This window comes from Bosea sp. (in: a-proteobacteria), from assembly GCA_023910605.1.
In the GTDB taxonomy this organism is placed as follows: Bacteria; Pseudomonadota; Alphaproteobacteria; order Rhizobiales; family Beijerinckiaceae; genus Allobosea.
On the sequence record JAAVVV010000001.1, the window covers coordinates 2,027,295 to 2,046,966 of the forward strand.

17 protein-coding genes and 1 pseudogene are annotated in these 19,672 nt (G+C 66.0%); 9 read left to right on the top strand and 9 right to left on the bottom strand.

Annotation, left to right across the window (positions count from 1 at the left end; genetic code table 11):
- From sufD to sufA, 4 genes are all read left to right on the top strand, one after another.
- On the top strand, window positions 1–1,347 hold the full coding sequence (gene sufD, locus HEQ16_09825) for a Fe-S cluster assembly protein SufD (protein ID MCO4054329.1): 1,347 nt from the start codon (window positions 1–3) through the stop codon (window positions 1,345–1,347).
- 82 nt (window positions 1,348–1,429) lie between these two features.
- Window positions 1,430–2,668: a SufS family cysteine desulfurase gene (gene sufS / locus HEQ16_09830; GenBank protein ID MCO4054330.1), complete on the top strand. Its 1,239-nt coding sequence runs from the start codon at window positions 1,430–1,432 to the stop codon at window positions 2,666–2,668.
- A gap of 10 nt (window positions 2,669–2,678) precedes the next feature.
- A complete protein-coding gene (locus HEQ16_09835) occupies window positions 2,679–3,056 on the top strand; it encodes an SUF system Fe-S cluster assembly protein (protein MCO4054331.1) in 378 nt (125 codons plus the stop codon).
- 117 nt (window positions 3,057–3,173) lie between these two features.
- Window positions 3,174–3,548 carry a Fe-S cluster assembly scaffold SufA gene (sufA, locus tag HEQ16_09840; GenBank protein ID MCO4054332.1) on the top strand — a complete coding sequence of 125 codons (375 nt, stop codon included), beginning with the start codon at window positions 3,174–3,176 and terminating at the stop codon, window positions 3,546–3,548.
- A gap of 18 nt (window positions 3,549–3,566) precedes the next feature.
- On the opposite strand, the gene HEQ16_09845 is transcribed toward sufA, so the two are convergent.
- Together HEQ16_09845 and HEQ16_09850 are read right to left on the bottom strand one after the other, a co-directional pair.
- Complete coding sequence (locus HEQ16_09845) at window positions 3,567–4,616, bottom strand: GGDEF domain-containing protein (protein ID MCO4054333.1); 1,050 nt, start codon at window positions 4,614–4,616, stop codon at window positions 3,567–3,569.
- A 78-nt stretch (window positions 4,617–4,694) separates the two neighbouring features.
- Window positions 4,695–6,218, bottom strand: coding sequence for a DEAD/DEAH box helicase (locus HEQ16_09850; protein ID MCO4054334.1), 1,524 nt, complete (start codon window positions 6,216–6,218; stop codon window positions 4,695–4,697).
- A 250-nt stretch (window positions 6,219–6,468) separates the two neighbouring features.
- Between HEQ16_09850 and HEQ16_09855 the strand changes: the two are divergent.
- A pseudogene (locus HEQ16_09855) lies at window positions 6,469–7,163 on the top strand (alpha/beta fold hydrolase).
- Between the two features lie 3 nt (window positions 7,164–7,166).
- On the opposite strand, the gene HEQ16_09860 reads toward HEQ16_09855, so the two are convergent.
- Together HEQ16_09860 and parE are read right to left on the bottom strand one after the other, a co-directional pair.
- Window positions 7,167–7,457, bottom strand: a complete 291-nt coding sequence (locus HEQ16_09860; protein MCO4054335.1) for a hypothetical protein — start codon at window positions 7,455–7,457, stop codon at window positions 7,167–7,169.
- Between the two features lie 458 nt (window positions 7,458–7,915).
- Entirely contained in the window at window positions 7,916–9,991 is a 2,076-nt protein-coding gene (gene parE, locus HEQ16_09865) for a DNA topoisomerase IV subunit B (GenBank protein ID MCO4054336.1), read from the bottom strand.
- Window positions 9,992–10,101: 110 nt separating this feature from the next.
- On the opposite strand from parE, the gene HEQ16_09870 reads away from it, so the two are divergent.
- Window positions 10,102–11,025 (top strand): 2-dehydro-3-deoxygalactonokinase, encoded by a 924-nt coding sequence (locus tag HEQ16_09870; GenBank protein MCO4054337.1) that lies wholly within the window; start codon window positions 10,102–10,104, stop codon window positions 11,023–11,025.
- Complete coding sequence (locus HEQ16_09875; protein MCO4054338.1) at window positions 11,022–11,657, top strand: 2-dehydro-3-deoxy-6-phosphogalactonate aldolase; 636 nt, start codon at window positions 11,022–11,024, stop codon at window positions 11,655–11,657. The genes HEQ16_09870 and HEQ16_09875 overlap by 4 nt, the downstream gene beginning before the upstream one ends.
- Window positions 11,658–11,856: 199 nt before the next feature.
- On the opposite strand, the gene HEQ16_09880 is transcribed toward HEQ16_09875, so the two are convergent.
- A complete protein-coding gene (locus HEQ16_09880; GenBank protein ID MCO4054339.1) occupies window positions 11,857–13,851 on the bottom strand; it encodes a PhoX family phosphatase in 1,995 nt (664 codons plus the stop codon).
- A gap of 284 nt (window positions 13,852–14,135) precedes the next feature.
- Between HEQ16_09880 and HEQ16_09885 the strand changes: the two genes are divergently transcribed.
- Both HEQ16_09885 and HEQ16_09890 read left to right on the top strand, forming a co-directional pair.
- A complete protein-coding gene (locus tag HEQ16_09885; GenBank protein ID MCO4054340.1) occupies window positions 14,136–14,321 on the top strand; it encodes a hypothetical protein in 186 nt (61 codons plus the stop codon).
- Window positions 14,322–14,395: 74 nt separating this feature from the next.
- Complete coding sequence (locus HEQ16_09890) at window positions 14,396–15,634, top strand: glycosyltransferase family 4 protein (GenBank protein MCO4054341.1); 1,239 nt, start codon at window positions 14,396–14,398, stop codon at window positions 15,632–15,634.
- Between the two features lie 111 nt (window positions 15,635–15,745).
- Here HEQ16_09890 and glnA read toward each other — a convergent pair whose 3' ends face one another.
- The 4 genes from glnA to HEQ16_09910 all read right to left on the bottom strand — a co-directional run bounded on the left by glnA (window position 15,746) and on the right by HEQ16_09910 (window position 19,668).
- Window positions 15,746–17,155 carry a type I glutamate--ammonia ligase gene (glnA, locus tag HEQ16_09895; protein ID MCO4054342.1) on the bottom strand — a complete coding sequence of 470 codons (1,410 nt, stop codon included), beginning with the start codon at window positions 17,153–17,155 and terminating at the stop codon, window positions 15,746–15,748.
- Between the two features lie 106 nt (window positions 17,156–17,261).
- Window positions 17,262–17,600, bottom strand: coding sequence for a P-II family nitrogen regulator (locus HEQ16_09900; GenBank protein MCO4054343.1), 339 nt, complete (start codon window positions 17,598–17,600; stop codon window positions 17,262–17,264).
- Between the two features lie 395 nt (window positions 17,601–17,995).
- Entirely contained in the window at window positions 17,996–19,453 is a 1,458-nt protein-coding gene (locus tag HEQ16_09905) for a multicopper oxidase family protein (protein ID MCO4054344.1), read from the bottom strand.
- Between the two features lie 23 nt (window positions 19,454–19,476).
- A complete protein-coding gene (locus HEQ16_09910) occupies window positions 19,477–19,668 on the bottom strand; it encodes a hypothetical protein (GenBank protein ID MCO4054345.1) in 192 nt (63 codons plus the stop codon).
- Window positions 19,669–19,672: the final 4 nt, after the last annotated feature.

Below are 19,672 nucleotides of genomic sequence, written 5' to 3' on the forward strand. Positions count from 1 at the left end.
ATGGTCATGAACGCCAAGGTCACACCCATCCGCAGCGCGGCGGAGACGGCGCTCATCGAGCGCTTCCCCGTTGTGAAGGCCTCGCTGCCGGGCCTGCCGCTCCAGCGCGAGATGGCCTTCGCCCGGTTCGTGGCGACGGGGCTGCCCCATCGCCGCGTCGAGGCCTGGAAATACACCGACCTTCGCGCCTTGATGCGCGAGGCCGCCCCGCTTGCCGACCGGCCGAACGAGGCTGAGGCGACTGCGGCGCTCAATGGCGAAAGCCCGCTGGCCGGTCAGGGCGCGGTCACGCTGTCCTTCGTCAACGGCCATCATGTGCGCACCGGGGGCTCCGTTCCAGCAGGCGTCGACATCGTGACGCTGGCGGACGCGCTCACGGCGGGCCACCCGTTGCTGGACAAGCTCGGCTCCCTCGCACTGGCGCAGGGCGACACCGCGCTGGCGCTGAACACGGCCTTCATGACCGATGGCGCGATCATCCATGTGGCGGCGGGGGCGGATGTGGCCGAGCCTGTCGCGCTACGCTTCGTCACCGCCGGCGCCAGCGCCGTGTCCACGGCGGCGCGGGTGCTTCTCGTGGTCGAGGCCGGCGCCAGGGTGACGCTGATCGAGAGCCATGAAGGGCAGGGCGCGCTCGCGCACCAGCCCAACACCGCGCTCGAGATCTTCGCCGCGGACCGTTCGGTCGTGCAGCATGTGCGCCTCGGGCTCAACAGTGAAGGGGCCATCGCCCTTTCGACGCTCACTGCCGATCTCGGCGAGGAAACCTCGCTGACCTCGGTGAACGTCGCGCTGCGCGGCGCTGTGGTCCGCCATCAGGCCTATGCGCGATTCTCCGGAGGCGACGCCCGCGCGCAGATCAACGGCGCAACCCTGTTGCGGGGCCGCCAGCATGCCGACTCCACCCTGGTGGTCGAGCATGCCGCCGAACCGGGCGGGGAAAGCCGCGAACTGTTCCGCACCATCATCGATGACGAGGCCTCTGGCGTGTTTCAGGGCAAGATCATCGTCCAGCCGCATGCGCAGAAGACCGATGGCCGCATGGCCTCCAATGCCGTGCTGCTGAGCGAAGACGCCGCCATGTATAACAAGCCGGAACTCGAGATCTTCGCCGACGACGTGGCCTGCGCCCATGGCGCGACCTGCGGCGCGCTGGATGATGACCTTCTGTTCTACCTGATGTCACGCGGCATCTCGAAGGCCGATGCCGAAGCCCTGATGGTTGAAAGCTTCGTCGGCGAGGCGATCGATTTCATCGGTCACGAGGCCGTGCGCGAGGTTCTGCATCGCCTCGTCCGCGACTGGCTTGAAGCCCGCGCGGCGCGGGCTCAGGCTCGCCGCAGCTGAGCCGGGACAAGAACGCGCCGCCGCTGAAGCGGCGCGTTCGGCGGGAATATGCAGCCGCACGACAGACAAAGAGGCACACCGCATGAATGCCATTGCAAGGCCCTATGACGTCGTCGCCATTCGCAGGGATTTCCCGATCCTGGCGCGCGAGGTTTATGGCAAGCCGCTGGTCTATCTCGACAATGGCGCCTCGGCGCAGAAGCCGCGACAGGTGATGGATGCGATGATCCGGCTGATGTCCGAGGATTACGCCAACGTTCATCGCGGGCTGCACTATCTCGCCAATGCCTCGACGGAAGCCTATGAGGATGCGCGCGAAACGGTGCGGGCTTTCCTCAATGCCCCAAGCACCGAGGAGATCATCTTCACGCGGTCCTCGACGGGCGGGCTGAACATGCTCGCCTCCTGCCTCGGCCGCCATCTGGCCATCGGCGAGGGCGACGAGATCATCCTTTCGATCATGGAGCACCACTCCAACATCGTGCCCTGGCACTTCTGGCGCGAGCGGCACGGCGCGGTCATCAGGTGGGCTCCGGTGGACGAGGACGGCAATTTCCTCCTCGACGAGTTCCAGAAGCTTGTGACGCCGCGCACCAAGGTGGTGGCGCTGACGCACATGTCGAACGCGCTGGGCACCATCGTGCCGATCGAGGCAGTGTCGAAGATCACCCGGGCCGCAGGCATCCCGCTTGTCGTGGACGGCAGCCAGGGCGCGGTGCATCTGCCGGTAGACGTGCAGACGCTCGGCGCGGATTTCTATGTGTTCACCGGCCACAAGGTCTATGGCCCCACCGGCATCGGCGCTGTCTGGGGCAGCAAGGCCTGGCTGGACAAGCTGCCGCCGTTCGAGGGGGGCGGCGAGATGATCGTGACGGTGACGACCGACACCGTGACCTACAATGATCCACCGCATCGTTTTGAAGCCGGCACGCCCGCCATCATCGAGGCGGTCGGCCTTGGGGCAGCCCTCAAATACATGATGGCGCTTGGCCCCGAAAACATCCTGGCTCACGAGAACCGGCTGCGTGACCACGCCCATGATCGCCTCGGGCGCATGAACTCGATCCGGATCATCGGCAAGGCGCGGGAGAAGGGCGCGATCGTGTCCTTCGAGATGGCGGGAGCCCATGCCCATGATGTGGCGACAGTGATCGATCGGTCGGGCGTGGCGGTGCGGGCCGGCACGCACTGCACCATGCCGCTGATGACGCGCTTCGGCGTGACCTCGACCTGCCGCGCTTCATTTGGCCTCTATAACACCATCGAGGAAGTCGATAAGCTTGCAGAAGCCTTGGCCAAAGCCGAGAGCCTGTTTGCGTGAGGTGATTGCCGTGACCGACACCGCCGAGATCAAGCCCAACGCTCCGACCATCGCGCCGGCCGGAACGCTTGCGCCCGAGGATATCGACCGCCTGACGGACGACATCATAGCCGCGCTCAAGACAGTCTATGATCCGGAAATCCCGTCCGACATCTATGAGCTCGGCCTGATCTACCGCGTGGACATTTCCGATGAGCGGCACGTCACCGTCGACATGACGCTGACGGCCCCCGGCTGCCCCGTGGCCGGCGAGATGCCTGGCTGGGTGGAGAACGCCGTGGGCGCCGTCCATGGCGTCTCCGGGGTCAGCGTCAACATGACCTTCGATCCGCCATGGGACCAGTCGCGCATGTCCGACGAGGCCCGCGTCGCGCTCGACATGTGGTGACGGCGGCGCAACGCCGCCTCTCTTGCCAAGACACTCGACGTCAGGGTGCGAAGCGCTTATCTTCCCGGCATCCGTCCACTTGCGCCGGGCCTTGAACCCGAGCGGAAAGGAAGAGCGATGTTCTCGATCCCCGGCCTCAAGGTGATCACCCTGACCGAAGCCGCCGCCACGCGCGTGCGTGAAATCGCGGCCAGGGCCGATGATGCGCTGGGCCTCAGGGTTGGCATCAAGAAGGGTGGCTGCGCCGGCATGGAGTACACCTTCGACATTGCGCGCGACATTCGGGCGGGGGACGAGGTGGTCGAGCAGGACGGCGCGAAAGTCATCGTCGAGGGCAAGGCCGTGATGTTCCTGATCGGCACGGAACTGGACTTCAAGATCGACAAGCTTGCATCGACTTTCGTCTTCAACAATCCAAACCAGACTTCAGCCTGCGGCTGCGGTGAGTCGGTGGCGATCACGCCGCGCAAGGACATGGCGGCGACCGGCTGAAGCCAGGCCCGTCAGTGGTCAGGCGACGGCGTCCTGGCTCATCTGGTCTTCGGTGACGGTGCGGTTGCGGCCGAAGCGCTTCGCTCTGAGCAGGGCTCCGTCGGTGCGCGAAATCAGGCTCAGGCTGCTGTCATTGCGCTTCCAGGCGCCAACCCCGACCGATATCGTGATGCGCCCGATCTTCTCGCCGGTCGAACGCTTGACCAGTTCGCGCCCGAGGATGCTCTGCCGCGCAGCCTCCGCGCCCACCCAGCCCGCCATCAGGTCGGCATCGGGCAGAATGACCGCGAACTCCTCGCCGCCATAGCGCGCGACTGTGGCTCGGGTTGGAAACTTCTCGCGCAGGGCCTGAGCCACGACGCGCAGCACCTTGTCTCCCGTGAGGTGACCGTGCTGATCGTTGAACTGCTTGAAGTGATCGATATCGATCATGAGCAGCGTGAATTGCCGGCGCGTCTCCGCAGCGGTTTCCATCGCCGCCTGCATGGCCTGCTCGAAATGGCGGCGGTTGGATATGCCGGTCAGACCGTCCTTGAGGGCATCGAGGCGCGTGTCCTCGAGCATCTTGCGCAACTCGTCGACTTCCGTTCGGGCTGCGCGCAGCCCCTTGTCGAGCATCTCGTTGATCTGGCGGGTTTCCTCCGTCGCCTTCACCAGCGTGGAGACGATCTCCCTGAGAGCCGCCGGATCGTTCGTCGTCAACATATCGCCGAGCAGCTTGGAAAGCGTCGTGCTGTAACTTGTGCTGGAGCCGAGCGACAGGCGGATGAGTTCGACGATGCCGTCGATTTCCATCACCACGGCGCGACTGGAGCGCTCCGCGACGCGCAGCGTCTTGGTGCTGAGGATGTGGCTTTCGTGCAGATTGTCCACGACCTCGGCCGTGAGCGTCATGCCGGCGTTCGTGCGCTCGCGGATGGCTGCGCTCAGGGCAGGGTCCTGGCCCGAAAGATGGGTGAACCACACAGCAAACGCATGGGGCGAGGGCTCGATTCCGAGTCGCGACAGCTCGGACAGCACCTGTCCGGCAATGCTTGTCTCGCTCCCGCCCAAAGCGTTGGAACCCATCAAGGCAACCCCATACTCCACCACGCCGATCACTACATTGAGCCGTTTAACAGATGCTCAATGTCATGCTTCTTCTGGTCATGCTTTTTTTGCTGGCCGCAACAGGAAGGCCGGCATGTGTTCGCCAAGTCCCTTGACGGGCCGGTCGTCTTCCGGCTCTCGCGCAGGCCGGGAAGCGGGGCGCGGAGGCTTCGGCCTTTCCTTTTCGCTGCGGCGGGCGGTGCCGGGCGCTTCGCGTTCGGCGCGTGGGGTGCGGGCTGTTTCGGCGGCCTTCGCTGGCTTCGCCTTGCGCTCGGGTTCCGGAGCAGCCGCTCGCGCGGCAGCCGGCGCCGCCACGAAGGGCTCTCGGGAGGCCTCCGGCATCAGCGGGTCACGCTTGGGCGTGCGGTCGCGTCCCCGGTTGCGGTCGGGCTTCGCCCGCGCGCCGCGCGGACGACCGCGGTCCTCATCCGTCGCGGTCGAGGGGCCCAGTTCGGCAAGGGTCGGCCCCTCCCAGGGAATGGTCGTGCCGATGAGACGCTCGATCGCCGCGACCATCTTCTCATCGTGGCGCGTCACGATCGAGAAGGCGGCGCCGAGACGGCCCGCGCGGCCCGTGCGGCCGATGCGGTGCACGTAATCATCGGCGTGGAAGGGCACGTCATAGTTGAAGACATGGCTCACATCCGGGATGTCGAGGCCGCGGGCGGCCACGTCCGACGCCACCAGAATGTTCGCGCCGCCGGTCTTGAACGCATCGAGAGCGGCCATGCGGGCACGCTGGTCAAGGTCGCCGTGCAGCGCCACGGCCTTGAAATTGTGCCGCAGCAGGGAGCGGTGCAGGTTCGCCACCTCGGTCTTGCGGTTGGCGAAGACGATGGCGGTGTTGAAGTCTACCCCCTCCGTGATGAGGCGCCGGAGCGTCTCGCGCTTCTCGAAGTCCTTGCCGTGCGAGGCAACGAGCCGCTGCGTGATCGTCGTTGCTGCCGTTGCGGGCCGCGATGCCTCGATGCGGACGGGATTGTGCAGGAATTGCTCGGTGATCCGCGTGATCTCCGCCGGCATGGTGGCCGTGAAGAACAGGGTCTGCCGGGTGAAGGGCACCAGCTTGGTGATGCGCTCGATGTCGGGGATGAAGCCCATGTCGAGCATGCGGTCGGCCTCGTCGATGACGAGGATCTCGATGCCGGTGAGCAGGAGCTTGCCGCGCTCGTAGTGGTCGAGCAGGCGTCCGGGCGTGGCGATCAGCACGTCGACGCCGCGCGTGATCTTCACGTCCTGGTCGCCGAAGGACATGCCGCCGATCAGCAGCGCGACGCTGAGCTTGTTGTTGACGCCATACTTGATGAAATTCTCCTCGACCTGCGCGGCGAGTTCACGCGTCGGCTCGAGGATGAGGGTGCGCGGCATGCGTGCCCTGGCGCGGCCCTGCTCGAGCAAGGTGATCATCGGCAGGGTGAAGGCGGCGGTCTTGCCGGTGCCTGTCTGCGCGATGCCCAGCACATCGCGGCGCTGCATGACATGCGGGATGGCCTGCGCCTGGATCGGGGTGGGCGTGGTGTAGCCGGCCGACGTGACGGCGCTGAGGACCTTGTCGCTCAGGCCCAGTTCGGAAAATGACATGTGGTGTGGCTCGAAAGGTTGGCGGACATGACGCGCTTCGCAAGATGCGGGCGTGACCCGGTCCCATGTGGACCGGCATGCCGCGCATGTTACTATTTGCCGCTCCGTCTCTCGAAAAACCGGGTCCCGCTTTTCCGGACGGGGCGACCGATGGCGCGTCTGTGCTCTTGCGCGCCCACGGACTGCGCCTGCCTTGCGGCACGTTGTCGTAAATGTCAATGAACTTCGCATCTTGCATGGAGACTCGAGCTTGCCGGAGCCCCTTGTCCTCGTTCCCGGCCTCACCTGCACGGCCGAGCTTTACGCGCCGCAATGGCGTCGTCTCGGCGTTGGCCGGCAGGTGCTGGTCGCGAGCATCGGCTGGATGAAAGCCTCGGGGCCATTGTTGAGAGGCTGCTGGCGGCCGCGCCGTCCCGTTTCGCGCTCTGCGGCCTGTCCATGGGCGGATACATCGCCTTCGAGGTGATGCGTCAGGCTCCCGGGCGCGTCTCGCGCCTGGCCCTGCTCGACACATCCGCCAGGCCGGCCACGCCCGAGACCAACGCACTGCGCGCCGATATGATCGCGCTGGCGCAGGCCGGGCAGTTCGAGCGCGTTATGGCGATGATGTGGCAAAGGCTTGTGGCGCCGGCGCGCCGTGAGGATCAGGCCCTGCGCGAGATCGTTCGCCGCATGGCGCTGGAGACAGGCGCGGCAGGCTTCGCACGGCAGCAGCGCGCCATCATGGGCCGGCCGGATTCGCGGGCCGCATTCGGTGCGATCAAGGTCCCGACACTGGTTCTGGTCGGTTCGGAGGACATCCTCACGCCGCCGGCGGAAAGCGCCGAGATCGCAGCGGGAATTGCTGACGCGCGCCTCGTGACGATTCCCGGATGCGGGCATCTTTCGACGCTTGAATCGCCCGATACGGTGTGTGAGGCGCTGGCCAACTGGCTCGAAGCCTGAGCCTCAGCGTCTGTTGTCCAGCACGCAAGGATCGATCTTGGTCGCGTTCGCACGCGAAGACAGCGAGCCTGTGGCCGCGCTGTCCACGGCCCGCCCCTTGGCAGCCTCGCCCGAAATCGCCGCCATGACCCTTTTCTCGTGCGCGTCGATCGGTTTGGCAATCATGTTGGCCGCGATCACTGAAAGAAAGGCGATTGCGACGGCGGCCTTCGCGAGATCAGGCACGAGTTCGCCACGCTCATCGCGCCGAAAATGGTTCAGCAGCGCAGAGGCGACGTTATTGACCGGACGCATGAAGGGGGCCCCGCTGGACTCGACTTCAGGTCATGATGCGGCAACAGGGTAAATGATTGATGAGCGCAGCGCCTTTGCATCGAGGGCGGCGGGTGGCGACCGGACACCCTATGCGGAAGAGGGCAGGCGGGCTTCCGTGACAGCTTCGCCCGGTGCGGCGTCAACGCGCGCTGATCGAAGCGAGCCCCGAGAGCGCGCTCATCAAGCCGTCGCCGAAGCGCGGCGCGGGGGGAGGGGGCTGGCAGCTCATCCGGCCGGTGAGGCAAGGGTGCTCGGCCGGATGCGCCTTGACCGCGACCCGCCAGGCCTCGGCCAGCGCCCGCAGCGCTCCGGCATCATCGAAATGGGGCCGTGGGCCAGCACGATGGCGGCGGACGGGATAATGGCGATCTGGACCGGGATGGCGCAGGCCCTCCTGCGCCGGAAAACCTGTGCGCGGACAGGGTGATTCCAGCCGCTCAGATATCGACGAGATCGCTTGCGAAGGCCGCGCGCTCCTGGATGAACAGGAAGCGGGCTTTCGGATTGTTCCCCATCAGGCGCTCCACCGTGTCGGCGGTCTCGTCCCGCGCGTCATGCTCGACCACGACCTTGAGCAGCGTGCGCGCCTTGGGGTCCATGGTGGTTTCCTTGAGCTGCGCCGGCATCATCTCGCCAAGGCCCTTGAAGCGGCTGATCTCCGGCTTCTTGCCCTTGAACAGCGTCGCGATCAGCTCGTCCTTGTGGGCGTCGTCCCGCGCATAGGCGGACTTGCCGCCAAGGGCGAGCTTGTAGAGCGGCGGGATCGCCAGATACAGGTGGCCCTTGTCCACCAGCTTGGGCATCTGTCGCCAGAAGAAGGTGACCAGCAGCGAGGCGATGTGCGCACCGTCCACATCAGCGTCGGTCATGATGATGATCTTCTCGTAGCGCAGTTCGTCGTCGCGATACTGGCTGCCGAGCCCGCAGCCGAGCGCCATCGCCAGATCCTGGAGCTGCTGGTTGGCGTTGAGCTTGTCTCGCGTGGCGTTGGCGACGTTGAGGATCTTGCCCCGCAGCGGCAACACGGCCTGTGTGGCGCGGTTGCGCGCCTGCTTTGCGCTGCCGCCAGCCGAGTCGCCTTCGACGATGAACAGCTCCGAGCCCGCCGCTCCGGCGCTGGAACAGTCCGCCAGCTTGCCTGGCAGGCGCAGCTTGCGCGTTGCGGTCTTGCGCGAGACCTCCTTCTCCAGCCGGCGACGCAGGCGCTCGTCGGCGCGGTCCACGGTCCAGTCCAGCAGGCGCGTGGCTTGCGCTGGCGCGCCGGCCAACCAATGATCGAAGCTGTCACGCACTGCGCTCTCGACGATGCGCGCCGCCTCCAGCGTCGCCAGCTTGTCCTTGGTCTGGCCCTGGAATTCCGGCTCCCGGATGAAGACCGAGAGCATGGCGGCGCAGGTCGCCATCACGTCGTCGGTGGTGACGTTGCTCATGCGGCGCGATTGGCCGATGCGCTCGGCATGGTCGCGCAGGCCGCGCAGCAACGCGACCCGCAGGCCCTGCTCATGCGTGCCGCCGTCACCCGTGGGGATGGTGTTGCAGTAGCTCGAAGAGAACCCGTCCTCGCCAGTAGCCAGCCATGCGATGGCCCACTCGAGCGAGCCATGCCCGCCTGGCCTGGTGATCTTGCCTGCGAAGATGTTGTCGACCACGAGGTCCTTTCCCCCGATGTCGCGCGCCAGATAGTCCTTCAGCCCGCCCGGGAAGCGGAACACAGCCTCCGCAGCGATGTCCCGGCCCTCAAGCAGCGCGGGGTCGCATTTCCAGCGGATCTCGACCCCGCCGAACAGGTAGGCCTTCGAACGCGCCATACGGAAGAGCCGCGCCGGATCGAACGCCGCGCCAGGCCCGAAGATCTGGGCATCGGGATGGAAGCGCACACGCGTGCCACGCCGGTTCTGCACGCGGCCCACCGTTTCCAGCCCGCCCACGGCATGCCCGCGCGAAAAGCGCTGGCGATAGAGCGTCTGCGAGCGCGCAACCTCCACCTCAAGCTCGTCGGACAGTGCATTGACCACCGATATGCCGACGCCGTGCAGGCCGCCCGAGGTTTCATAGACCTTCGAGTCGAACTTGCCGCCCGCATGCAGCGTGGTCATGATGACCTCGAGCGCCGACTTGCCCGGGAACTTCGGATGCGGATCGACGGGGATGCCGCGGCCATTATCCGTGACGCTGAGATGGCCAGACGCCTCCAGCTCAACCTCGATGAAGGTGGCGTGGCCGGCCACCGCCTCGTCCATCGAGTTGTCGATGACTTCGGCGAAGAGGTGGTGCAGCGCCTTCTCGTCGGTTCCGCCGATATACATGCCCGGCCGCCGGCGCACGGGCTCCAGCCCCTCCAGCACCTCGATGTCGGAGGCGCTGTAGCCCGCTTCCCCGGGCGTGCCGACCGGCCGCGCCGCGCTCTTGGCCGCCACAGCTGCGGGGACAAGGGCCTTGGGCTGATCTGGCGGGTTCGGCGGACGCTCTGCCCCACCGCCGCCCAGATCGCCAAACAGATCGTTTTCGCTCATGTTCGCCAATCGATTCGCATCGTCACCCTGTATGCCACGCCCTCGCTTTCAAACCGAGATGAAACGTGAACAATGCGGCGCCAGCGCCGGCCCGGCCAGGAGGGATGCCCATGTCCGAACCTGATGACAAGGCCAATCTGGTCGCTGTGGATTGGGGTACGACCTCGTTCCGCGCCTATTGGGTCAAGGCGGGCGCCATCGCTGCGGAGGTCAGCGAGGCCAGCGGCATCCTCAGCATTGGAGCCGGCGAGCATGGCGCCGTGCTGCGCGGCCTGATCGGCCGGCTGCCCGAAGACGCGCGCGATTGCCCGATTGTCATGTCAGGCATGATCGGCAGCCGTCAGGGCTGGATCGAGGCCCCTTATGTCGGCATGCCGGCGACGCTGGCTGATCTCGCAGCGCGCGTGGTGTCCATCGACGAGCCGGGCCTCGGTCCGATCCGGCTCATTCCGGGCGTGATGCAGGAGCCTGAAGGCGGGATGCCGGACGTGATGCGCGGGGAAGAGACGCAAGTCTTCGGAGCCCTGCATCTGATGGGCAGGGAGGGCGGCGTCTTCATCATGCCCGGCACCCATTCCAAGCGCATCGAGGTGGCAGGCTCCCGCCTGCTGTCCTTCAACAGCTACATGACAGGCGAGGTCTTCGCCGCGCTCAGGGGGCACACCATCCTGGGCCGGCTGATGGCCGAGGGCAAGGCGAGCGGCGACGGCTTTGCGCGCGGCGTCGAGGCCGGCCGCGATCTCCCAAGCGGCGGGGCCTTGCTCAATGCCGTGTTCGGCACGCGCACGCTGGGTCTTTTCGGGCGCCTTGCTGCTGTGGAGCTCCCTGATTATCTCTCGGGCCTGCTGATCGCGGCGGAACTCTCCGCCGCCTTGCCACGGGGCAGCGAGGGCATCGTGGTCGGCTCGGGCGATCTCGTATCGCGCTATGTCGCCGCTGCCGAACTGCTGGGACGCAAGCTGACGCCAGCGCCGGATCGCTGCGTCGTCGCTGGCCAGATCGCGGTGATGCGCCGACTGCGAGGCGCCGCATGATCTCGCTCGATCAGGCCCTCGCGGCCATGCCGCTCATCGCCATCCTGCGCGGCATCCGCCCTGATGAATGCGAGGCTGTGGCCGAGGCGCTTGTCGAGGCCGGCTTCACCATCATCGAGGTGCCGCTCAATTCGCCCGATCCGCTTGTCTCGGTGGCAAGCCTGGGCCGCGCCTTCGGCCAGCAGGTCATCATCGGGGCCGGCACTGTTCTTGATCCCGCCGAGGTCGATCAGGTCGCCGCTGCGGGAGGGCGTCTGATCGTCTCGCCCAACATGGACAAGGCGGTCATCCGCCGGACCAAGGCGCTGGGCCTGATGTCGGCGCCCGGCGTCGCCACGGCCAGCGAAGGCTTTGCCGCCCTTGAGGCCGGCGCGGACATGCTCAAGCTCTTTCCGGGCGAGCAGGTCACGCCTGCCGTTCTCAAGGCGCTGCGCGCCGTGTTTCCGAAGACTGCGCGCATGGTGCCGGTCGGCGGCGTCAACGCCCAGACCATGGCGCCTTATCTGGCGGCCGGCGCGGACGGCTTCGGGATCGGCTCGTCCCTCTACAGCCCGGGCAGCAGCGTGGACGACGTGCGCGGAAGGGCCCGCGCGCTGGTGCAGGCCTGGCGCGCGGCCAAGGGAGCGGACTGAAAGCAGACCGAAGGCCCTGAAAAACGAAACGGGCGGCTTGAGGGCCACCCGTCCTAAGGCAGGGATCGCGGTACATCCGCGCGACCTCGCTGCTCTAACAAGAATCATTGAACTGATTCCGTTAATTCTCAATTAAGAATCGTCTGTGGCGTTTTTGTGACAGACCGCGCCCTGTGGGGTGCCGGCAATGCCGGCTACGTCAGTCCGCGATCCGCCCACCTCCGATGCGGGTGATGGCGACGACGCTGGGGCGAGGGGGTATCCCGGGCTTGTGGTCAGGCCACCGCGTCGACGGCGTCGTATAGGTCGCGGGCTTCGCGGCCGGATCGTCATCATCCGCTTCGCCCGGATGCTGCACGGCGACGAAGAGGGTTTCGTCATCAGGGGTGAAATAGGGGCCGCACAGCTCCGCCCCGCTGGGGCAGCGGAAGAAATGCTTCGAGCCTCCCCGCGCCGCTCCGTCCGTCTCGACGGCCCAGATCCCGTCGGCGCGGCCAGTCGCAGCCTGTGAGTTGCCATCCGTCGCAATCCAGAGTCGCCCCTGGTGGTCGACGGCGCAATTGTCCGGCATGCCGAACCAGCCATTGCGCGTGGTCGAGGCGGCGAACGTGGCGCCCACCGCCGCGATCGAGGGATCTCCGCAACGCAGCAGGATATTCCATGTGAACCGCTCGGCCGCATGGTTTGCGCCTTCCGGCTCCATTTCGATGATGTGGCCGAAGCGGTTGTCCGCGCGCGGATTAGCGGCGTCCACCTGCGCTGCGGTCCGCCGCGTATTGCTGGTCAGCATCACATAGACCTTGTTGGTCCTGGGATTGGCCTCGATATCCTCGGGCCGGTCCATGCGCGTGGCGCCAAGCAGATCTGCCGCCCGCCGCGTCTCAATGAGGACGTCGGCCTGGCTTGCAAAGCCATTCTCCGGCGTCAGCGGGCCTGTTCCGAACACCAGCGGCAGCCACTGGCCGGTGCCGTTCGCGTCATAGCGCGCCACGGACAAGGCGCCGTGATCGAGGATGTCACGGTTGGCGCTGCGATCAGCCATGTTGACGGCGGCGTCCGTCACGAAGCGGTAGACATAGTCGAAGCGCTCGTCGTCGCCCTGATAGACAACGAAGCGCCCATCCTGATTGATGATGTTGGCCGCGCCCTCATGCTTGAAGCGGCCCATGGCCGTCCGCTTCTTGGGGCGAGAGGTCGGGTCGAACGGGTCGATCTCGACGACCCAGCCGAACCGGTTGGCCTCGCGTGGTTCGCGCGCAACGTCGAAGCGCGCGTGGTATCGGCCCCAGTCGAACCAGGCGCCAGGGATGCCCATGCGGCGGTAATTCTGCGCCTCGGGATGATTCTTGGGAAGGCGGCCCTGGAAGTAACCGTTGATGTTCTCTTCGCAGGTAAGCCATGTGCCCCACGGCGTGGTCGCGCCAGCGCAATTGTTGAGCATGCCGCGCACGAGCCGGCCTGTGGGATCTTCCGAAGTGCGCATCCGCTCATGGCCTGCCGCCGGCCCCGTGATCTCCATCGGCGTTTGCGCCGTGATCCGCCGTGCATGGCGCGAGTCTGCCACGATGGACCATTTGCCCTCAGCGCCGCGCATGATCTCGATGATGCTGCCGCCATGAGCCATCATCTCGATGTCGACCAGTTCCGCCGTCATGTCGCGGAAGCGAACGTTGCGCACATCCTGCCGTCCCGGCAAGGAAGGAAACATCAGCTCCTCATTGGTGTATTCGTGGTTGATGACCAGCAGGCCGCGGCGTGATCCATCGATCGGCAGATATCCCACGAAATCATTATTGTATCCGAACTGCTTCGCCTGCGCCTCCGGCGTCTGCATGTCCGGATTCCAGGCGGGCGCCCCTGCTTCCACGGGATCGCCCCAGCGGATCAGCACATCGGCGGCATAGCCGTCCGCCACATGATGCCGCTCATCGGAGCCGGCCACGATCTCGGCGAAACGAAAGGACGGCGCAGCATCCGCTGCGGGGGCGGCAGGAGCGGTTGCCAGCGCCATCGGAACCACCGAGCCTGACATGGCGGCCACGGCAAGCGCGCCTTTCAGGACGGCCCGGCGATCATGGCGAAGCGCTATGATGTCGCCCAGTGTCGGATTGCTGGTTGGGTTCGAGCCGAGATTTTCTGCGTCCTCGGCGCGCTGCGATGCATTCATGCGCTGATCCATCAAGTGCACTTCCATTGCTCATTTCGGACAAATATGGCGACCCTGTGGAGCGCCTCTTGCTGCTCCGCCGGCGCGTTGAGGGCCAGCGCTGTCGAGCCGCGCACCCCTGCGAAGCAAACATGACACCCGCGTGACACTTTGGCTCCATCGATTTTGATATGGCGGCTTTTTGCCTGGCGTCACACAAACTTCATTCTGCCCTGCAAAACGGCGTCAATGGATCTGCGAATCGCGACTTCGCCTTTCTTTAAGATGATTGTGTCAATATTAGTGCTGTCGCTTCTTCGAGGAGAGATGTCGTGTCCGTGCGTTCGTCCCGGTATGATCACATCAGGCTCTCACGCGTTGCCGAACTGGCTGGCCAGTCATTCGCTTGCGAGGATGCGACCTCGAGGGTCAAGCGCGCCGACGCCACGGGCGGCTGGCTGTATTGGGCCGCCGCGCTGATGGCGTTGCTGGGCCTTGCGACGGCCAGCCTTTCCTGATCCCGTCCTGGCGTAAGCCAAAATCAATCCTCCGATGACATGAAGCTTGGCAGGGCCGGGACGCGGGAGCCAGCATGCGTGTCGTGATCGTCAGCGATTTTGCCGCCGTCAATGGCGGCGCCGCCAAGGTGGCCATCGAGAGCGCACGTGGCCTCGCCGAGGCCGGCGTCGAGGTTGTCTTCGCCGCCTGCATCGCCCCGGTTTCGGAACGGCTCCATCACGCCAACATATCCGTGGAACTGTTCGGCGCAGACGAGGTCTGGAAGGTGCCTGGCAAGCTTGCGGCCGCCCGTCAGGGCATCTGGAACCAGCCCGCCCATGACTGGCTGCTGGCTCTGCTGCGGCGGCAGCCTGACGGGACGGCGGTTCATCTGCATCAGTGGACCAAGGCTTTCTCGCCCGCGGCGATCGCTGCTGCTGCGGCAAGCGCGCGCCCCGTCTTCGTGACCATGCATGACTACTTCTCCTTCTGCCCGGTGGGCGGCTACTTTGACTTCCAGCAGGGCCGCCCCTGCGACAGGTCCCCCATGGGCGCGGCCTGCATCACCAGCAATTGCGACCGCGCCTCCTATGCGCACAAGCTTGTGCGCGTGGCACGGCAATGGCGTTCCGACCGCGCGCTGGCTGCCTGTGCGGACCTGACATTTCTGCATGTTTCGGACTTCGCGCGCAGTTTCGCCGAGCCTTTCTTGCCGCGCCATGCCCGCCATCGCACGGTCGAGAACATGATGGAGGCCGAGCGTCGCCCGCCCGCTGATGTGGCTGCGAACCGCCATGCGCTCTTCCTCGGGCGCTTCACGCAGGAAAAGGCCGCCGATGTGCTGGCTGTGGCCGCCGCTGCGGCGCGAATGCCGGTCCGTTTCGTCGGCGAGGGGCCTCTGTCCGACCGGATCGCACGGCTCAACCCCGCTGCCGAAGTCGCGGGCTGGGTGCCAGCGGACCAGGTGTTCGACGAGATCGCCCGCGCGCGCTGCCTTGTCCTGCCGTCGCTGTGGTACGAGCCCGGACCTCTCGTCATCGCCGAGGCACGCTCCGCCGGCGTCCCGGTCGTGCTCGCGCGCACCACCGGTCCGGCGAGCTGGATCGAGCATGGCGAGGACGGGTTGCTGGTGGATGGCGGAGACGCCGAGGGCCTGGCTGCGGCGCTGACGCAGATGAAGGACGATGCCGCCGCCGCCCGCATGGGGGCCGCCGCCCATGCGCGCTACTGGAGCGATCCGCTCAGCACCGAGCGTCATGTGGCGCGCACCATGGCCGCCTATGCCGGAACAGTCTCCGGCGCGCCAGCTGGCGCCCGGCCCCGCGCAGCCTGACCTGGCCTCGACGCCCAAAAAAACCGGAGCGTCGCCGCTCCGGCTTGAGGCAGACCGCTTACACGGTCGGGAGGAATCGGTGGGGCGGGACGCAAGGCCCCGCCTTCGCTCTCAGAGAGAGTAGTACATCACGAATTCGAGCGGGTGCGGCGTCATGCGGAACCGGTCCGCTTCGGCCTTCTTCAGCTCGATGTAGCTGTCGATGAAGTCGTCATTGAACACGCCGCCAGCCTTCAGGAAGCCGCGATCCTTGTCGAGGTTGGCGAGCGCTTCCTCGAGCGAGCCGCACACGGTGGGGATCTTCTTGAGCTCCTTCGGCGGCAGGTCATACAGATCCTTGTCCATGGCCGGGCCCGGATCGATCTTGTTCACAATGCCGTCGATGCCGGCCATCAACATGGCGGCGAAGGCGAGATAGGGGTTCGCCATCGGATCGGGGAAGCGCACTTCCACGCGCTTCGCCTTCGGCGACTGCGTCCATGGAATGCGGCAAGAGGCCGAGCGGTTGCGGGCCGAGTAGGCCAGCAGCACCGGGGCCTCATAGCCGGGGACGAGACGCTTGTAGGAGTTGGTGGAGGGATTGGTGAAGGCGTTGAGCGCCTTGGCGTGCTTGATGATGCCGCCGATGTACCACAGGCACTCCTGGCTCAGATCGGCATACTTGTTGCCGGCCATGACAGGCTTGCCGTTCTTCCAGATCGACTGGTGGACGTGCATGCCCGAGCCGTTGTCGCCATAGACCGGCTTCGGCATGAAGGTCGCCGTCTTGCCATAGCTCTGCGCCACGTTGTGGATGGCGTACTTATAGATCTGCATCTGGTCGCCCATCTTGACCAGCGTGTCGAACTTCATGCCGAGTTCATGCTGGGCGGACGCGACCTCGTGGTGATGCTTCTCGACAGTCACGCCCATCGATGCCATCGCCGCAAGCATTTCGCCGCGCATGTCCTGGGCGGTGTCCTGCGGCGGGACGGGGAAGTAGCCGCCCTTGGTCTGGACCCGGTGGCCCATGTTGCCGCCTTCATAGTCGGTCATGCCGTTGGTGGGCAGTTCCGTGCTGTCGAGCTTGAAGCCGGTGTTGTATGGGTCGGCCGCGAACTTCACGTCATCGAAGATGAAGAATTCGGCTTCCGGACCGATGAAGATGGTGTCGCCGATCCCGGTGGACTTGAGGTAGGCCTCGGCCTTCTTGGCCATGCCGCGAGGATCGCGCCCATAGGGCTCGCCGGTGGAGGGCTCGAGAATGTCGCAGACTATCGACATGGTCGAGGCCGAGAAGAACGGGTCCATGGTGGCGGTGGTCGGGTCCGGCATAAGGATCATGTCGGACTCGTTGATGGCCTTCCAGCCCGCGATCGACGAGCCGTCGAACATGGTGCCTTCCGCGAAGATGTCCTCGTCGATCATCGACACGTCGAAGGTGACATGCTGCCACTTGCCGCGCGGATCGGTGAAACGAAAATCGACATACTTGACGTCGTTGTCCTTGATCGCCTTGAGGACGTCCTTGGCGGTCTTCATCTTTGTTTCCTCAGCTTCATCAGTTTCAGGGTCAGGAGCCCCGAAAACTGGGCTCCGAGGTTTAAGGTCTGGTCCTGGCCGTACTGCGATCCCGTGCCGGGGTCTTTCAGACCGCGTCCGCGCCCGTTTCACCGGTGCGGATGCGGATGGCTTCCTCCACCGTAGATACAAAAATCTTGCCATCACCGATCCGGCCCGTCTGGGCGGCCGATTTGATGGCTTCGATGGCCTTGTCGAGCAGCTCGTCGTTGAGAACGATCTCGATCTTCACCTTCGGCAGGAAGTCGACGACATACTCTGCGCCGCGGTAAAGCTCGGTATGGCCCTTCTGGCGGCCAAAGCCCTTGGCCTCGATCACGGTTATGCCCTGCAGGCCGATCTCCTGCAGCGCCTCCTTCACCTCGTCGAGCTTGAAGGGTTTGATGATCGCTTCGATTTTCTTCATGCGTGACAGCTCCCCGCCGAACGGCACTCTTGAGCACGCTTCTCATACCATCCGGATCAGGGCAAGCCAGATGAGCCCGGACCGAAGCTGCATAAACCGTTTGCGTGATATGGCCAAATATTAGGCAGCCTGCATTCTTCGTGTGCATCGCCCGGCCCGGCGCGCGCTTCCTGGCGGCTCGGCGGCAGTGCGCCGCCCTTTTGCTCCGCAAACGATTGGCACCGCCGTCCTGTGGGCCTCTCTTGCAGAAGCGCGGGGGGCGCGCATGATCCTCGCCGAGATCCTCGCCGAGATCATCGGCCGCGCTCATCGGCCGCGCCTCCGGCGTTGGCCTTGCCGTGTTCATGCGGGTCCTGAAGGGCCGCTGAGGGACGGCGTTCCGTCTCGTCTTGAGGTCAGGTCACCTCGAACCAGCTCCACAAGCCGGCATCGAAGCGCTCCACCACGGCAGACGAGATCAGCCAGCGGCCGGGGCTTCCGGCCGGGAAGGCGAATCGCAGCGTGCGACCCTCCGGGATCTGCGCCGTGTCCGTCCAGTAAGGCTCCCAGCCATCATCGAGGGGGTGGAGCAGGCGAGCGCTGTGCCCGTGCAGGTGGATGACCTGCGTCCACGCCGTGCGGTTGGTGACGGCAAGCACGATCGGCTTGCCGCGCGCCACGCTGAACAGTGGCTTTGACGAGAGGCTGCCTGAGGCGCCATTGACCCGCCAGGGGCGCTCGGCATCAAGTCCCGCCATATCCAGCTTGCCTTCGGCGCCGACCCTGGCGCCGCCCTCGATCACCATCTCCGCGCGGTGCGCATCCTGCAGCCGGACGGCGGCCGGCAGGAGCCTGTTCTCGCCGATGGGACCGATGGCGGGCAGGGGCGGCCGGGACACGGGCCTCTCCCCGGCGGTGAGCATGACCAGCGGCAGGCCACCGCCCAGTTGCGCCACCACCGATCCGACCGCTCCGGCCTCCGTCGGCACATCGATCAGCAGATCATAGCGCGTGCCCGGCGCGAAGGGCAGCGCCGCGCGCAATGGCTCGAAGCTGTCGGTCGGCTGTCCGTCCACCGCGATCACATAGGGCCGCATGCCATCGAAGCGCAGCCGCATCAGCCGTGCGTTGCAGGTCGAGATCAGCCTGAGCCTGACCCGTGCGCCCTGCGCCACGGCAATGCGCTCGGGCGCGGAGCGGCCATTCACCGTGATCCAGCTTCCGAGCCGTCCGCCGGCGGCGTGGCTGGGCCCGCGATCGAAGGGCGCGATCCGGTTGTCGTCGGTCAACAGCCAGTCATCGATGATCACCGCGACATCGAGATCGACAGGCGGCGGCATCGCTTCCTCCACGATCAGCGCGCCGGACAGGCCGCGATCCTGCAATGGCCCCGACTGGCCCAGCATCATCGGACGCCAGAAGAATGTGCCGGCATCAGGCGGCGTGAGCCGATAGGTGAAGCTGCCGCCCGGCGCGATGGGCTCCTGCGAAAAGCCGCCCACGCCATCCATCGCCGCGGCGCCGCGCACGCCATGCCAATGCAGCGCGAGCGGCTGGTCGGTGCGGTTGTTCACGGTCACGGCCGCGCTGTCGCCCAGCCGCATGCGGATCGGCCTTGCAGGGATCGCGCCGTCGGTCGCCCAGACATCGTACTCGACAGGGGGCGAGGGGCGCAGCCGCGCCTTGGCCGGCGCAAGGTTCAGTGTGTGCGTAAGCTCGCGCGGCGCTCCGGCCGTCGCAACGCCTGCGCCGCCTGCCGCAGGGGCCTGGCGCTGGCTCCGCTCCTGCTGCGCCAGCAAGGGCGTCGCTGCGCAAGCAAGCGCGCTTGCAAGAGCAGTGCGGCGGGTGAGGGCGGTTCGGTCGATCCGTGTCATCTCTCTCCATGCCATGGGGGCCCTCAAGGGCTCAAGGCCGGAGGCCGGTTACGCAGTGTTTTCGGCAGGCTCGAGCGCCAGCGCCGCCCGCGTTCCGCAGCCATGTGGTCGAGCGGCGCGTGCCGTCCCACGCCCATGAAGAGCCGGTCGCAGTCTGCCCCGTGCTGCCGCACCGTGATTGTCGAGCCCGAGACGCGCCGGGTCATCCAGATCATCGGG

Excerpts from the sequence above, each read along its gene's own strand:
- sufD (MCO4054329.1), top strand. The coding sequence starts at position 1 with ATGGTCATGAACGCCAAGGTCACACCCATCCGCAGCGCGGCGGAGACG.
- sufS (MCO4054330.1), top strand. The coding sequence starts at position 1,430 with ATGAATGCCATTGCAAGGCCCTATGACGTCGTCGCCATTCGCAGGGAT.
- sufA (MCO4054332.1), top strand. The coding sequence starts at position 3,174 with ATGTTCTCGATCCCCGGCCTCAAGGTGATCACCCTGACCGAAGCCGCC.
- HEQ16_09845 (MCO4054333.1), bottom strand. The coding sequence starts at position 4,616 with ATGGGTTCCAACGCTTTGGGCGGGAGCGAGACAAGCATTGCCGGACAG.
- HEQ16_09850 (MCO4054334.1), bottom strand. The coding sequence starts at position 6,218 with ATGTCATTTTCCGAACTGGGCCTGAGCGACAAGGTCCTCAGCGCCGTC.
- HEQ16_09860 (MCO4054335.1), bottom strand. The coding sequence starts at position 7,457 with ATGCGTCCGGTCAATAACGTCGCCTCTGCGCTGCTGAACCATTTTCGG.
- parE (MCO4054336.1), bottom strand. The coding sequence starts at position 9,991 with ATGAGCGAAAACGATCTGTTTGGCGATCTGGGCGGCGGTGGGGCAGAG.
- HEQ16_09870 (MCO4054337.1), top strand. The coding sequence starts at position 10,102 with ATGTCCGAACCTGATGACAAGGCCAATCTGGTCGCTGTGGATTGGGGT.
- HEQ16_09875 (MCO4054338.1), top strand. The coding sequence starts at position 11,022 with ATGATCTCGCTCGATCAGGCCCTCGCGGCCATGCCGCTCATCGCCATC.
- HEQ16_09880 (MCO4054339.1), bottom strand. The coding sequence starts at position 13,851 with ATGGAAGTGCACTTGATGGATCAGCGCATGAATGCATCGCAGCGCGCC.
- HEQ16_09890 (MCO4054341.1), top strand. The coding sequence starts at position 14,396 with ATGCGTGTCGTGATCGTCAGCGATTTTGCCGCCGTCAATGGCGGCGCC.
- glnA (MCO4054342.1), bottom strand. The coding sequence starts at position 17,155 with ATGAAGACCGCCAAGGACGTCCTCAAGGCGATCAAGGACAACGACGTC.
- HEQ16_09900 (MCO4054343.1), bottom strand. The coding sequence starts at position 17,600 with ATGAAGAAAATCGAAGCGATCATCAAACCCTTCAAGCTCGACGAGGTG.
- HEQ16_09905 (MCO4054344.1), bottom strand. The coding sequence starts at position 19,453 with ATGACACGGATCGACCGAACCGCCCTCACCCGCCGCACTGCTCTTGCA.
- HEQ16_09910 (MCO4054345.1), bottom strand. The coding sequence starts at position 19,668 with ATGATCTGGATGACCCGGCGCGTCTCGGGCTCGACAATCACGGTGCGG.